The organism is Leucobacter sp. 7(1) (assembly GCF_900163635.1).
Classification (GTDB): domain Bacteria; phylum Actinomycetota; class Actinomycetes; order Actinomycetales; family Microbacteriaceae; genus Leucobacter.
Genome location: NZ_FUID01000033.1, coordinates 101,075 through 114,305, shown reverse-complemented (window position 1 = coordinate 114,305; position 13,231 = coordinate 101,075). Strand labels below are relative to the sequence as shown.

At 65.0% G+C, this 13,231-nt stretch carries 14 protein-coding genes; 7 read left to right on the top strand and 7 right to left on the bottom strand.

The annotated features are described in order from the left end of the window. Positions 1–62: 62 nt before the first annotated feature. Positions 63–344 (bottom strand): hypothetical protein, encoded by a 282-nt coding sequence (locus tag FM113_RS07755; protein ID WP_087013188.1) that lies wholly within the window; start codon positions 342–344, stop codon positions 63–65. Between the two features lie 258 nt (positions 345–602). Here FM113_RS07755 and FM113_RS07750 point away from each other — a divergent pair, with 258 nt between their 5' ends. The 5 genes from FM113_RS07750 to FM113_RS07730 all read left to right on the top strand — a co-directional run bounded on the left by FM113_RS07750 (position 603) and on the right by FM113_RS07730 (position 5,774). After that, positions 603–1,139, top strand: coding sequence for a DUF1648 domain-containing protein (locus FM113_RS07750; protein ID WP_176387118.1), 537 nt, complete (start codon positions 603–605; stop codon positions 1,137–1,139). A gap of 88 nt (positions 1,140–1,227) precedes the next feature. Further along, the gene (locus FM113_RS07745; RefSeq protein WP_087013184.1) at positions 1,228–3,288 is read left to right on the top strand and encodes an MMPL family transporter; all 2,061 of its coding nucleotides are present in this window, start codon (positions 1,228–1,230) and stop codon (positions 3,286–3,288) included. Then, entirely contained in the window at positions 3,285–4,604 is a 1,320-nt protein-coding gene (locus tag FM113_RS07740; RefSeq protein ID WP_087013270.1) for a sensor histidine kinase, read from the top strand. Before FM113_RS07745 ends, FM113_RS07740 begins: the two co-directional genes overlap by 4 nt. Beyond that, complete coding sequence (locus FM113_RS07735; RefSeq protein WP_087013183.1) at positions 4,601–5,221, top strand: response regulator transcription factor; 621 nt, start codon at positions 4,601–4,603, stop codon at positions 5,219–5,221. The genes FM113_RS07740 and FM113_RS07735 overlap by 4 nt, the downstream gene beginning before the upstream one ends. A 106-nt stretch (positions 5,222–5,327) precedes the next feature. Then, the gene (locus FM113_RS07730; protein ID WP_087013181.1) at positions 5,328–5,774 is read left to right on the top strand and encodes a DUF2871 domain-containing protein; all 447 of its coding nucleotides are present in this window, start codon (positions 5,328–5,330) and stop codon (positions 5,772–5,774) included. 80 nt (positions 5,775–5,854) lie between these two features. Here the strand turns inward: FM113_RS07730 and FM113_RS07725 are convergent, their stop codons facing one another. Continuing rightward, a complete protein-coding gene (locus tag FM113_RS07725) occupies positions 5,855–6,310 on the bottom strand; it encodes an Lrp/AsnC family transcriptional regulator (RefSeq protein WP_087013179.1) in 456 nt (151 codons plus the stop codon). Positions 6,311–6,430: 120 nt separating this feature from the next. Here FM113_RS07725 and FM113_RS07720 point away from each other — a divergent pair, with 120 nt between their 5' ends. Further along, complete coding sequence (locus FM113_RS07720; protein ID WP_087013178.1) at positions 6,431–7,066, top strand: LysE family translocator; 636 nt, start codon at positions 6,431–6,433, stop codon at positions 7,064–7,066. 69 nt (positions 7,067–7,135) lie between these two features. Here the strand turns inward: FM113_RS07720 and FM113_RS07715 are convergent, their stop codons facing one another. Beyond that, positions 7,136–7,480 carry a helix-turn-helix domain-containing protein gene (locus tag FM113_RS07715; protein ID WP_087013269.1) on the bottom strand — a complete coding sequence of 115 codons (345 nt, stop codon included), beginning with the start codon at positions 7,478–7,480 and terminating at the stop codon, positions 7,136–7,138. Between the two features lie 66 nt (positions 7,481–7,546). Here FM113_RS07715 and FM113_RS07710 point away from each other — a divergent pair, with 66 nt between their 5' ends. After that, positions 7,547–8,407, top strand: a complete 861-nt coding sequence (locus FM113_RS07710) for an NmrA family NAD(P)-binding protein (RefSeq protein ID WP_087013177.1) — start codon at positions 7,547–7,549, stop codon at positions 8,405–8,407. Positions 8,408–8,497: 90 nt separating this feature from the next. On the opposite strand, the gene FM113_RS07705 is transcribed toward FM113_RS07710, so the two are convergent. The 4 genes from FM113_RS07705 to FM113_RS07695 form a co-directional block, all read right to left on the bottom strand. After that, positions 8,498–9,847 carry a beta-eliminating lyase-related protein gene (locus FM113_RS07705; RefSeq protein ID WP_176387117.1) on the bottom strand — a complete coding sequence of 450 codons (1,350 nt, stop codon included), beginning with the start codon at positions 9,845–9,847 and terminating at the stop codon, positions 8,498–8,500. A gap of 124 nt (positions 9,848–9,971) precedes the next feature. After that, positions 9,972–10,097, bottom strand: a complete 126-nt coding sequence (locus FM113_RS18450; RefSeq protein WP_254908919.1) for a hypothetical protein — start codon at positions 10,095–10,097, stop codon at positions 9,972–9,974. A 2-nt stretch (positions 10,098–10,099) separates the two neighbouring features. Continuing rightward, the gene (locus tag FM113_RS07700; protein ID WP_087013173.1) at positions 10,100–11,590 is read right to left on the bottom strand and encodes a sodium:solute symporter; all 1,491 of its coding nucleotides are present in this window, start codon (positions 11,588–11,590) and stop codon (positions 10,100–10,102) included. A 164-nt stretch (positions 11,591–11,754) separates the two neighbouring features. Beyond that, positions 11,755–13,230 (bottom strand): aldehyde dehydrogenase family protein, encoded by a 1,476-nt coding sequence (locus FM113_RS07695; RefSeq protein ID WP_087013172.1) that lies wholly within the window; start codon positions 13,228–13,230, stop codon positions 11,755–11,757. Position 13,231 lies beyond the last annotated feature (1 nt).

Genomic DNA, 13,231 nt, shown 5'->3' with positions numbered 1-13,231 from the left:
CGCTCCACCACTCACGCACCCGGGCGGATGCCCGGGTGCGTTTTCGTGTGCCCGCGAGACGGTCACGATTTCGTGTGACGATGTCCGCTCCGTGACGTAGGCCCTCGCAGCATCCGTCGCGTACTCCAGATCGCCGTGACGATCCCAGCAAAGACGATGCACACCGCGATCACCGCAAATACGATGTACCGAGTCTCCGTGATCTCCCCCTCGTAGGGCCGCGAGTCGGACCAGTCGAGCACAAGTCGCACGAACACTCCGCTGAGGACAAGCGACCCCAGCGCGATGCTGCCCCCGAGTAGGGCGGCGCGCAGCCGGCGGGCCGGGCGAGCATCGTCGTGCATACCGCAAGCGTAGTGGGCGCGGGGCCGCACACTTCCACCGGTGTTGTTGCTCCGCGGCAGCAGGGCACGAGCGATCCGGCACCCTCAAGACTCTCGACCGCGCAGGAGATTCTTGAGCATGCAGGATATTTTGGAGCTTTTGGGCACTCTGCCGATACATCTCCTGTACGCCCGCGACGCGGCGACTGGCACCACTCACGTTCGGAACAGGAGCACTCATCCCGCTCCGGATCGGTGCCACCCCGCTATCCTGGAATGATGGAGCCCGCCCGATCCACCGCCGCCTCCGGCCACGCACAGCGCCCGCCGCGCACGTATCGCACGGGCGCGGTGACGCGGTGGATCCGGATCGCGACTGTGGGCTTCACCGCGATCGTGATCGCCGTCGCCCTGATCCGTTACCCCGCGCTCCCCGACTCCGTGCCGACGCACTTTGGGATCACCGGGGAGCCCGATGCGTGGGGGCCGCCCAGCTCCATGTTTCTGCTGCTTGCCATTCTGGCGGCGCTCGTGGGCGGCATGACATGGCTCTCGTTCCACCCGCGGTACTTCAACTTCCCGGTGGAAATTACCGACGACTCCGCCCAGACGATGTACCGGCTCGGTGAACAGATGATCGTCTGGGTGACCGCCTGCTGCGCGCTGATGTTCACGGGGATCATCTGCGAAATCATCTTTCCGGTTTCGGTCCTTGCACTCACGTTCGCAAGCACCGCCGGGCTTTTCGTCATGATCGTCGTGAGTCTTGTGCGCATGTTCCGGATGAAGCCAGCCGCTCCCACACCGGCACAGTAAATCCCGCGCCCGCATCACCCATTTGGATGATCCGGGATTCACCCACTCGCGCGATGCTCCGAATCCGCGCGGCTGGTGAAGTGGAGGTATGGCAGACACCCGCGGATCCACCCGCTTTTCCGATTGGCTCACCTCGCGCGGCGGGGCCTGGGTTGCGCTCGGCGTGGCCCTCGCAATCCTCATCGGGCTCTTCGGCCTGTTTGGCGGGGCGGAGGCCCCCAGCCGGAACATGCAGGCTCCCGCGGACGCGGAATCGACGCGCGTCAACGAACTGCTCGCCCAGTTCCCGAACGCCGATGAGCAGTCCGTGCTGATCGTCGCAACCCGTGACGGGGGCGGCGCGCTCAGCGCGGAGGATCTGAGCACGCTGAGCGACCTCGGCACCGAGATCTCGCCCGAACGCGCGGCCGAGCCCACAGTGAGCGAGGACGGCGAGGCCGCTGTGATCATCACGCCGGTGACTGTGGGGGCGGACAACACTGAAACTGCCGAGATCATCGGCGAGCTGCGCACTGAGGTGGCCCAGCACACTCCAGACGGCCTCACCCTCCAGGTCACCGGCGGCCCGGCATTCGGAGCCGACATCGCCGGTGCCTTCAAGGGTGCCGACTTCACGCTCCTGTTTGTCACGATCTTGATTGTCGCGATTCTGCTGCTCGCCACCTACCGCTCCCCGGTCCTGTGGCTGATCCCGCTCACCGTTGTCGCCCTCGCGGACGGCCTCGCGGGCCGGGTCACCGCGGCGGCCGGGGCCGCGTGGGACCTGCAGTTCGATGCGGGCATCATCAGCGTGCTCGTGTTCGGCGCGGGCACCAACTACGCGCTCCTCCTCATCTCCCGCTACCGCGAAGAGCTCCTCACCACCGACGACCACCGTGCCGCATTGAGCACCGCGTGGCGCAAGAGCCTGCCCGCGATCGTGGCCTCGAACCTCACTGTGGTACTCGCCCTCCTCACGCTGCTGCTCGCGGTGATTCCCGGCACGCGCGGCATCGGGATCCCGGCGGCGCTCGGGCTCCTCATCGCCCTCGCCGCGGTGCTGTTCATCCTGCCCCCATTCCTCGCCGTGTGCGGCCGCGGCGTGTTCTGGCCGTTTGTGCCCCGCCCGGGTTCCACGCAGCGCCCCGGCCGCGGCTGGCGTGCCTTCGCGAGCCGCGTGGTGCGCCGCCCCGTGGCGAGCCTGCTCGCGGGTCTCGCGGTGCTGGCGATCATGGCGACCGGGCTGTTCGGCACCACCGTCGGGCTCGATCAGGCCGAAAAGTTCCGCGTGCAATCCGAATCGGCGGCGGGCCTCGAGAGCTTCTCCGCCCACTTCCCAGCCGGGGAGGCACAGCCGATCTTTGTACTCACCGCGAATGATGCGGTCCCCCAGGTGCTGTCCGCGATCCAGGACGTCGACGGCGTGGTGCGCGCGCACCCAGCCGGCGAGCCGAGCAATGCCGGCCTCACCAAGCTCATGGTGACAAGCGAATACGCTCCGAGCAGCGACGCAAACCTCGCACAGGTGAGCGAGCTGCGGGAGGCCGTGCACGCCGTGCCCGGCGCCGACGCACTTGTTGGCGGGGCCGCCGCCACGGAGCTCGACGCACGCGCCGGAAACGCGCAGGACCTCCGCGTGATCGCCCCGCTTCTGCTCGCCGTCGGCTTCTTCGTGCTCGTGTTCCTGCTGCGCTCGCTCATCGCCCCCGCCCTGCTACTGGCCGTGAACCTCGCGAGCGCGGTGGCGGCGATCGGCGCGGGGGCCTGGCTGAGCCGCGTCCTGTGGGACCAGCAGGCGCTCGACCCGCAGGTGCCACTCCTCGCATTCCTGTTCCTCGTCGCCCTCGGCATCGACTACACGATCTTCTTGGTGCACCGCGCAAAGAGCGAGGCACTAACACACGGCACCAGGGACGGAATGGTCGAGGCGATCACGCACACAGGCAGCGTCATCACCAGTGCCGGGATCGTGCTCGCCGCCGTCTTCGCGGCGCTCGGCGTCCTGCCGCTGGTGACGCTCGGCCAGCTCGGCCTCATCGTGGGGCTCGGTGTGCTCGTCGATACGCTGCTCGTTCGCAGCATGATCGTGCCCGCGCTGTTCAGCTTGCTCGACGATCGGATCTGGTGGCCGACGCGGATCTCGTCACAAACCGCGAGAATGAACTCATGAGCCTGCTCAACGCGCCCCTCACCTCGCCGGGCCCGGCCACGCCAACGGGCCGCGCCGCGGTCACCGCGCCCACGGGGGCAACGGTCCGCGCGATGGAGATCGGGCAGTACCTCATCGCCCTACTCCTCACCGCCATCGGCGTGATTCGCGCCGTCGGAGACGGGACACCGGCCGCCGCCGCGATCGTGGCGGGCTGCACGATCCTCGCCTGGCACGGCGTGGGGGCGTTGCTTCCGGCCCCCCGGACCCGGGGCGCGGTGGTGTGGTGGCTGCTCGGCTTCGCAGTGATCTGGGTCGGTGCCGTCGCAGTGTCGGCGGAATTTGTGTGGCTTGCCTTCCTCCTTTGGCTCCTCGCCGGACACCTGCTCCCCCTCCGCTGGGGGCTCCTGTTCTCGGCGGTGGTGCTCGCGGTGACCACCGTTGCGCCGATCCTGCACCACGGCACCACAAGCTACGCCAACGTGTTCGGCCCGCTCATCGGTGGGGTGTTTGCCTTTGGGATCTCCCGCGGCTATCTGCAACTGCTGCGGGACGCGGAAGAGCGGGAGCGACTCGTGCGCTCACTCCGGGACGCACAGCAGGAGATGGCTGAGCTGCAGGACGAGCTCGCACTCGCGCAGCGCCACTCCGGTGCCATTGCGGAACGTACCCGGATCTCCCGCGACATCCACGACACCGTGGCCCAAGCCCTCTCTTCGATCCGGCTCCTCGCCCACGCTGGGGCCAACCGCACCGGGGACGCCGAGGCCGCGCGCGCTCTCGCGCAGCTCGAAACCCTCGCGGGCGCGAGCCTCGCTGACGTGCGCCGGATCGTCGCGGCGCTCGCCCCCGCCGAGCTCGAGGACGGAGCACTCGCGGAGGCCCTGCGGCGGATGCTCGACGAACTCGGCGAGCAGACCGGTATCGCCAGCGAGTTGCACGTCGACGCCACGCTGCCCGCGCTCCCCACAGATGTCGAGGTGGCGTTGCTCCGCACCGCGCAATCGGCACTCGCGAACGTCAGACTCCACGCCACCGCCACGCGGGTCGTGGTCAGCCTGATCGACGCCGATGACACCGTCAGGCTCGACCTCATCGATGACGGGGTGGGATTCGACGTCGCCGCCTGGGAAGCGCACGCAGACCGGGACTCATCGAGCTACGGCCTCCGCTTCATGCGGGCCCGGATGCGCGAACTCGGCGGCGGCATCGACGTGGAGAGTGCGCCTGGGGAGGGCACCGCGCTCTCTGTGCACCTGCCGCTGCACCGTTCCCAGTTCCCCGCCGCGCCGCCAGTCGGCCCGGCCTCCAGCACCGACCCGAAGGACCCATCATGACCACCACCGTGCTCCTCGTCGACGACCACCCAGTGGTGCGCAGCGGGCTCCGCGCTGTGCTCGATATCGGTGGCACTGTGTGCGTGGTGGGAGAGGCAGCAACCGGGGAAGAAGCGATCCGACTCGCAGATGCCCTGCACCCGGATGTCGTCCTGTGCGACCTGCGACTCGGTGATGGTATCGACGGGATCCAGACCACGGCGGCGCTGCGCGCCCTCAGCCCCGCACCCGCCGTCCTCATTCTCACCACATTCGATCGGGATGCCGAGATCCTCGGGGCGATCGAAGCCGGAGCCGCGGGATATCTTCTGAAAGACGTTGCGCCCGACACCATTGTCGAGGGCATCCAGCGGGCCGCATCTGGCGACGTCATTCTCGCGCCGGATCTCGCCACCCGCGTGCTCAAGGGCATGCGGCAACGACTCCCGAAGCTCACCGAGCGCGAGGTCGAGGTGCTGCGGCTCCTCGCCACTGGTGACACGAACCGGGAGATCGCACGCACCCTATTCGTTAGCGAGGCAACGGTGAAAACGCACCTCGCCCACATCTTCACCAAGCTCGACGTCGATAGCCGATCCCGCGCCGTCCACGTCGCCCAGGAGACCGGCTTGATCTAGCTCCGGCGCCTCCTCACTGCTCCGCCGGTGGCCTCATGCCACCCGGCGCGGTTCGCTGCACCCAATTCACAGCACCACGTTCACCCTGAAATCGAAGAAGGACCCCATGAAACAGCTCCTCAACGCCGCGTTCCTCTACCTGCTTGTCGGCGTCTCCTCCGGCCTGTTCTATCGCGAGTTCACCAAGCTCAACAACTTCCCGGAGGGGCAGTTCTCCCAGCTCGGCCTCGCGCACACCCATTTGCTCACGCTCGGCTTCATCGTGCTGCTGATCGTGCTCGCCCTTGAGAAAGTCTTCGCAATCTCACGGAGCAGGAAGCTCTTCACCTGGTTCTTCTGGCTCTACAACGCCGGCGTGATCCTCACCTCAGGGATGCTGATCTGGCACGGCAGCCTGACCGTGCTCGGGCTCGATTCGAACAAGATGATCTCCGGCATCGCGGGGCTCGGACACATGCTCATCACCGCCGGCATGATCGTGTTCTTCGTGGCGCTCCGCCGCGCAGTCGTTGCGGCGCAGGCGGATGCAGCTGTCGAGCCGGCGATGCGATAGCGCCGCGGTCCGCGGTTTCATGAGGGGTCGCGCGAGGCGTGCGACCCCTCATTCGTCGCACCAAACGGGTGGCGACGAAGCTACGGAATCGGGACGGTCCAGTCGGGACCGATCTGCTTCATCACCATGGTCGAAGTTAGCCGCTGCACGCCCGGCAATCCGGTCAGGGTGGAATCGAAGAATGCCTGATAGTCGGGAAGATCACGGGCCAGCACTCGCAGCATGTAGTCCGGCTGCCCAAAGAGCCGCTGCGCCTCGACGACGCTCGGCATCTCCGCAACCGCGGACTCAAACGCGGAGATTACCTCGAGTGCGGTGTGCTGCATCGTCACGAAGACAATCGCCTCGAACGTCAGCCCCACCGCCGCCGGGGCGACAACCGCACGATACCGCTGGATGGCCCCCGATCGCTCCAATTCTTTGAGCCGCCGGTGGCACGCTGACAGGCTCAGGCCCACGCGCTCGGCGAGATCCGTCGTTGTCATTCGACCATCGCTCTGCACAATCGAAAGAATCTCCCGGTCAATTGCGTCCATAGTCGAAATTATTGCACGCCTTCCGGCGTTTTCTCGCGAGAAGCGAAGCACATTTCGCCTGATCCTGCGTACTGTCTTGATCAACCCGGCATCCTCGCCGGGCGGCGAGAAGGAGACCCGGTGGACGGCACCCTCATGCTGCAGTTCTGGGCCATCGCGATTCTGCTTGCGCTGACTCCAGGGCCCGATTGGGCATTCGCGATCGCGACAGGGCTGCGTCCCGGATCGGTCATCCCCTCAGTGCTCGGGATGGCCTTCGGCTACGTGGTCATGGTTGGCGTGCTGGCGCTCGGTGCCGGAACGCTCGTCACCACGTTCCCGCCGCTCCTCACCGCACTCACCGTGCTCGGTGCGGCGTACCTCGCGTATCTCGGAGTCACCACACTGCGCGGCCCTGTGCATTCCTTCACCGACACCACCGCCGCACCAAGTGGCGGATTCGTCACCCAGTTCCTTCGCGGTGCCGGGGTGAGCGGATTTAATCCCAAGGGACTCCTGCTGCTCCTCGCCCTTCTGCCGCAGTTCACCTCCGCGGGTGCTGCCTGGCGTCCGGAGGCGCAGATGTTTGTGCTCGGGCTGCTGCATGTCGCCAACTGCATCGTGATCTATTTCGCCGTAGCGCACGGCTCTCGCCGCCTGCTCGGCACGCGCCCCCGAGCCGGGATGATCATCACGAAGGTCGCTGGAGTGACGATGATCGCACTCGGGCTTCTCCTCGTGGCTGAACAGATCGTCGCAGTGATCGCGGAGCGTTGAGCCCCGGTTCCCGCCCCGGCCAGGGCGGTCTGCGGGGCGGCCGGGCGGCCCCGCCGCGAGCGGGTTCGCTTACGCGTCGACTGACACGGCGGTAAATGCAGACGCTGGCGCGGTGCTCCCCCATGCGTTCATCGCGTCAAGCACCGGGCGAAGTTCACGCCCCAAGTCCGTGAGCTCGTACACAACACGGGGCGGTATCTCTGCGTAGGCCGTACGCGTGAGGATCCCGCGCTCCTCAAAGCTGCGCAGGCGGCTTGTCAGCGTGTGCGCGCTGATCCCAGGAAGCGCCTCGCGTAGCTCCCCGAACCGCTGGGGTCCGTGCAGCAATTCGCGCACGATCAGTGTGGCCCAGGGCCCGTTGCACAGCATGAGGAATCGCGCGACCCCGCACTCGGGCAGATCTGTGGAACTCATGAGAGCGATCATACGCGCCATTAGTTCACTTGACGTAACTGATGCAGGATATGCACTAATAGAGGCATGACGTTCATCATTCACGGCGCCACCGGCGCTCAAGGTTCCCCAGTCCTTTCCGCCCTCCGCGCTGCGGGCCACGACGTGACCGCAGCCGTCCGTAATATCACCGCACTCCCCGACGATGTCACGGGTGCCTCGGTTGACCTCACCGACGCTGCCGCGCTCACCACGCTGTACACCGGTGCCGCCGGCGTGTTTGTGCACCTCCCCCTCACCGATCCGGCGCAGGCACAGCTCCAGGCTGTGGCAATCGCGGCCGCAATTTCAGCCGCACGCCCGGCGCGCGTGGTGATCTCCACGAGCGGCACAGTGGTGAGCGAACCTGATTCGCCGATGCAGGCCCCCGCCGATAGCCCGCTCGCCACACTCATCCGCAAGGTCACCGACTCTGGCGTTTCCACCGCCGTTGTCGAGCCGCGACTGTACCTCGAAAACCTCCTGCTCCCCGTAATCCAGGGACCGGCACGCAGCGAGGGCGTACTGCGCTACCCACTTCCCGCCGACTACCCGGTGTCCTGGAGTTCCCACACCGACGTGGCGGCGGTGGCCGCACATCTCCTCACCGACACCACAGTCACGGGGACCGTGTCCGTCGGGCACTTGCCCGGCCTCACCGGCGCCGACCTCGCCACCGAACTGGGCAGTGCGTGGGGCCAAGACGTGCGCTTCGAGGGCATCACACCCGACCAGTTCGGTGAACTCATCACCCCGCTCTTTGGTCCCGGGGCGGGCCCCGTCGTTGGCCTCTACCGCGCGCTCAATACGCAGGATCGGTTCGTCGTGTCGGCGGCGAGAAGCGCACAGCAGCTGTTCGGGCTGCAGCCGCGCCCCGTGAGCGAGTGGGCTGCCGACGTGGCCCAGTAGGAGGGCAGGGCGTTCTGCAACGCCTCCTGGACACACCCTTCAGCGAGCCAGGACCCTCTTGATTCTGGCTCGCTGAGCGGTTCTTCTGCGCTATTCGGGAGGCCTCCCCCAGAGGTCACTGCCGAAGGAACGACGAATCTCAGCTGTCCGTTCGTGCGAGTTCTCGACCTCACTTGAGGTGAGCGCCGCCGCGCCACCACGAAGTATTCGACAGATCAGTTCAACAATTGGTTCGGCGTGCTCGTAGCTCGCCCCCAACCGCACGATCTCCTGGGTCCCGAGACGCATTCCTGCGGGCGGAGCTGCAGAATCATCCGCAGCCAGACGGCAGGCCCCCACAAATACCCCTGCAGCTTCGAGCGCTCGCATTGCGCTCACACCGCCACCAAACTCCGAAACGTCGACCACAACCTGATGTGACATTGTGTACCCGCGGTCGGCACCCTGTACCCGGAGACCGCGTGCGGCGAATCGTTCCGCAATGGCCACAGCGAGCTCAACCGTACGTTGTGCCCAGGCGGGTTGTTGCTCAACAGCTTCTGCCGTCGCGACCGCGAGCGGGCCCAGCCGCGCCGGATCATAGTTCGAGGACAGGACTGGGTAGAGCGCATCCGTGACTCGCTCGGCGATCTCGGCGTGGTTTGAGACTGCCCCTCCGCCGGCCGGGCCAGCGAGTGTCTTATAGGTCGAAAAGGTCATGAGATCGACCCCCTCCGCGAGCGGGTTGGGGAACACTCCGGCCGCGATCAGACCCGCGACGTGCGACGCGTCAAAGACAAGCTTGGCGTCCCAGCGATCGGCGGCCTCGCGAAGCGGGGCAATGTTCGTCGGAAATTGGATCACACTGCCACCCACGAGGATCACACGCGGCCGCACGGCCGCCATAAAGTCATCCAGCTGAGACACATCGACGTCACCAGCAACAGCGTCGTACGGCAGTGGGACGGTTCGCAAGCCCCGTACCCCCGCCGTGCCACTGCTGTGGTGGCTCGCGTGACTCCCTGCCGCAGGCGAGAGGACCGCGAGCGTATCGCCAGGCTCCGCCAGCGCCGTGTACGCTGCGAGATTTGCGAGCGTTGCGGTGACAAACCGTGGCTCTGCAAACGCTGCGCCAAAAGCGCGGCGCAACTGCTGCGCTGCAATAACTTCAAGCGCTTCAATACCCTCAAGCCCGGGCTGGATCTTCTCACCTGGCCATCCCAAGGCTGGACGTGTGGCGAGTCGAGTTTCGTGCGCGGCGATGACCTTGGGCGAGAGAACATTGCTGCCGGCGTACAAACTGAGACCGTCAGCACCGAAGCGATGCATTTGACTGGCGGTCGCAGTGGCAACCGCGCTCGCAACCCGGTCGGCACTGAGTTCCCGATGCGTATCCGTCAGCTCCGCAAGCCGTTGTTTCGCCTCCGATGTTGCCCAGGGGGCAAGGGGTTGGGACAACACGTGGGGGTTCATTCCGGTCTCTCGTCTGTGTTAGCGAAGGGGCTCAGGCGACTCAAGATCGAGTCTCGCAACCGGCGGGGTGCACGCCCGGGCCTAGGCGCGCGCCCCGCCGGTGCAAGTTTTTTCACTCCGGGTCGCCCCGAAATGCGTCCCGGAGGTCACGCAACGTGGGCGGGAGGCCCATCGCCGTGACCGCGAGTCCCGTCAGGATCGCGAGGAATACTCCTCCGTACAGAATGACTCCATACATTGCTATGACCTTTCACTCGGTGTCGTCACGACGGTGTCGCCGCTCGTTCCGCTGGTCTCATCCCAGACGGCCTCAACAGCTGCAGTTGTTGGCGCGACAATGTCAAAGCCTTCCGGTGCCATCCCTGTCTTGGGGGTCAACGCAACCACAACAAAGAACACGATGAGGTTGGTGACAAGCCCAACCGCGAGGCCCAGAATCCCAAAGGGCTCGCCCAACGGCCCGTTCCAAATAAAGGTTGCAAGCAGGCCAGCGACCATCGCGATTGGACCCGCAAGCTTATGGCGGAAGTCGAAGAGCACACCCAAAAGCAGCGGGACGATCACGGTGGGTGCCCAGGTGGAGAAGTACACCATCAATATGTCGATGATGTTGGGGAATGAGAGCCCCACAGCGAGTGCCACCACGCCAATCACGAGATTCATCACGCGTTGGAATCGCAGCCTCGTGTGGTCCTCAATCTTCCGGCGGCCGCCCAGCGTCCAGAGGTCGCGAACCACCACCACGGTCGTGGAGTTCAGGAACGATGACGCACTCGACATGATGATCGCGATAAAGCCTGCAACGAGCAGCCCTGTGAAGCCCGCCGGAATGACCCGATTGATCAGCTCCGGCATTGCTGCATCGGAGGGGATGGACGGATCAAGCGCCCGGGCCAGAAGCCCGCCCGACGATGTAGTGAAGAGGAACACGATGCCAAAGATCCCGGCGTAGATGAACGCCTTCCGCACTGTTTTCGTGTTTGCCCCGGCAAAGGCCCGCTGAGAGTAGGGCTGAATCAGGGTTTCGCCAAAGACAAAGCCGATGAAGAGGCTAATGAAGAAGCCGAGCGACTTATCTCCGGTGATTGTGAAGAACTCTGGCGGGAGAGAGGCCGCGATATCGGCCGGACTTCCGACGCTTCGGATCGCCACCAGAATCGCGACAGGAATGGCGATTGCGAGCACCGCGAAGTGGATCACGTCCGCTCTCACGTCAGACCAGAGACCACCCGCCGTTGAGTAGACGATCACGATAGCCGTCAGCACGATTGCCCCGATGGTGAAGTCGACCCCGGTGAAGACTTCGAGAATCGTCCCCAGTGCGCGGATCTGCGCACCCAAGATCGCTGCGCAGACAACCATAGAAATCAGACCGGTGAAGACACGTGCGACCACCCCATAGTGATGCTCCATGACGTCACCGACGGTTTCAGCGGCATAGCGACGCAGCCGGGGTGCGACCCAGATCCCGACAGCGATCGTGGCAAGAGGGAAGCCGAGCAACGCGAAAAAGTATGTGTATCCCTCTCGGAATGTCGCCCCTGCCGCGCCAATGGCAAACGAGCCACCGATGTAGCTTGCAGCGAGCGTTGCCGTCACGATGCCTACCGGCAACGACGATCCAGCTACCGCGAAGTCACGGCCTGTCTTCACCTTTTTCAGCCCGGCCATGCCGATAACGATGATGATCACCAGGTAGAAGGCGACAATCACCCAGTCGATTATTTCCATGATTCAACCTTCCTCTGTGAAGACTCAATCCGAACCTGAACGAACACGTTTCCTCCTTGTAACGTCTTCAGTGTGTGAGCGAACGCTCGACTCGGCAGGGCCCGGGCTGTCCTCCCCCGGACCCTGGGGTGCCGCGTGCACATCACACGGCACCCAATCCCCTGCTAAATCGCGATGGTGACGTTCTTTACATTTGTGAAGCTCTCGAGCGCACCGTCGAGTGAGTATTCCCGACCCAGTCCGCTCTGCTTGTTCCCGCCGTACGACATCCCGGGGAGCTGTCCGCCGCCGCGGTTCACCTGCAGCCAGCCCGCTTCCAAGCCGTTGACCATGCGAAGCGCGGTCGAGATATCTTTCGTGAAGACATAGCCTGCGAGCCCGTAGTCGCTATCGTTTGCCCACGTGAGTACTTCATCCTCGTCACTCCAGGGAATAACAACAAGAACCGGCCCAAACACTTCCTCACGGGTGACGGCCCAGTCAGCTCGCGCTCCCTTGATGATAGTCGGAGCAATGTAGTACCCGTCCCGGTCAGTCGGATTCGATACCCCACCGGCGACAAGCTCACCCCCTGCATCGATTGCGCCCGCGATGTACGACAGCACGGACGCATGCTGATGCTCGTTGACGATTGCGCCGATGTCAGACGCCTCGTCAAGCGGATCGCCCACGTGCAGCTGCTGGAGCTGATTCGCCAGTTTCGCCACGAAGTCATCAAAGATGCTCTCGTGGAGATACAGCCGGGATCCGGCCGTGCACGACTGTCCTTGGCGGGTAAATCGCATCGCGTTGATGACATGTTGGACGGTCTCAGCGTCGTTCGAGTCCGGGAACACGATCACGGGTGATTTGCCGCCCAGTTCAAGCGTGACCGGCGCGATACGATCCGCTGCAGCGGCGATGATGCCCTTCCCCACTCCCGTCGAACCGGTGAAGGTAAGCTTCGAAACTCGAGGGTGTCGAGCAAGCGCCGCACCCGCTCGCGATCCAGATCCGGTGAGCACGTTGAGAACGCCAGGGGGCAGGATCTCACTGGCCCACTCGGCAAGTTTCAGCACTGCAAGTGGTGCCAGGTCCGCCGCCTTCAATACGAGCGTGTTCCCCGTCATCAGCGCCATCGCGATCTTCAACGATGACAGCGTCACTGGAGCATTCCAAGGAACGATTCCGCCAACAACGCCGATGGGCTCTCGGACTGTGTAGGAGAGGAGTCCGTCGCCGAACGGCAGCGTCTCGCCTTTCTGCTGTGAGGCGACCTCTCCGTAGAACCGGAAGATATCGGCACCCGACGCGGCCTCACCGCGAGCTTGAGTCCGGAGGGCATTTCCGGTTTCAGAGGCGATCAACAGGGCGAGCTCCTCTTGGTGATCCCCGATCTTGTCGCCGATCGCGAGCAACATGCGACCACGATCGCGAGCGGGCAGCCTTCCCCAGGTGCGGAATGCTGCCGCTGCCGCAGTGACCGCGGCGTCAACGTCACGCTCGTCAGATGCGGGAACAAAGGCGAGCGTTTGCTTGCGGCCGGGGTTCTCTACCGCAGTCCATTCGCCTCCCATCGAGGCACCCCACTTGCCCCCAATCAGCTGGGGCACCTGTGGCGCATCTGCGACACCCGAACTCAGAGTTGTCTGGACGATCATG

Coding starts and splice junctions, on each gene's coding strand:
- FM113_RS07725 (WP_087013179.1), bottom strand. CDS start 6,310: ATGGACGCAATTGACCGGGAGATTCTTTCGATTGTGCAGAGCGATGGT.
- FM113_RS07700 (WP_087013173.1), bottom strand. CDS start 11,590: ATGGAAATAATCGACTGGGTGATTGTCGCCTTCTACCTGGTGATCATC.
- FM113_RS18450 (WP_254908919.1), bottom strand. CDS start 10,097: ATGTATGGAGTCATTCTGTACGGAGGAGTATTCCTCGCGATCCTGACG.
- FM113_RS07750 (WP_176387118.1), top strand. CDS start 603: ATGGAGCCCGCCCGATCCACCGCCGCCTCCGGCCACGCACAGCGCCCG.
- FM113_RS07695 (WP_087013172.1), bottom strand. CDS start 13,230: ATGATCGTCCAGACAACTCTGAGTTCGGGTGTCGCAGATGCGCCACAG.
- FM113_RS07745 (WP_087013184.1), top strand. CDS start 1,228: ATGGCAGACACCCGCGGATCCACCCGCTTTTCCGATTGGCTCACCTCG.
- FM113_RS07755 (WP_087013188.1), bottom strand. CDS start 344: ATGCACGACGATGCTCGCCCGGCCCGCCGGCTGCGCGCCGCCCTACTC.
- FM113_RS07735 (WP_087013183.1), top strand. CDS start 4,601: ATGACCACCACCGTGCTCCTCGTCGACGACCACCCAGTGGTGCGCAGC.
- FM113_RS07740 (WP_087013270.1), top strand. CDS start 3,285: ATGAGCCTGCTCAACGCGCCCCTCACCTCGCCGGGCCCGGCCACGCCA.
- FM113_RS07710 (WP_087013177.1), top strand. CDS start 7,547: ATGACGTTCATCATTCACGGCGCCACCGGCGCTCAAGGTTCCCCAGTC.
- FM113_RS07730 (WP_087013181.1), top strand. CDS start 5,328: ATGAAACAGCTCCTCAACGCCGCGTTCCTCTACCTGCTTGTCGGCGTC.
- FM113_RS07715 (WP_087013269.1), bottom strand. CDS start 7,480: ATGAGTTCCACAGATCTGCCCGAGTGCGGGGTCGCGCGATTCCTCATG.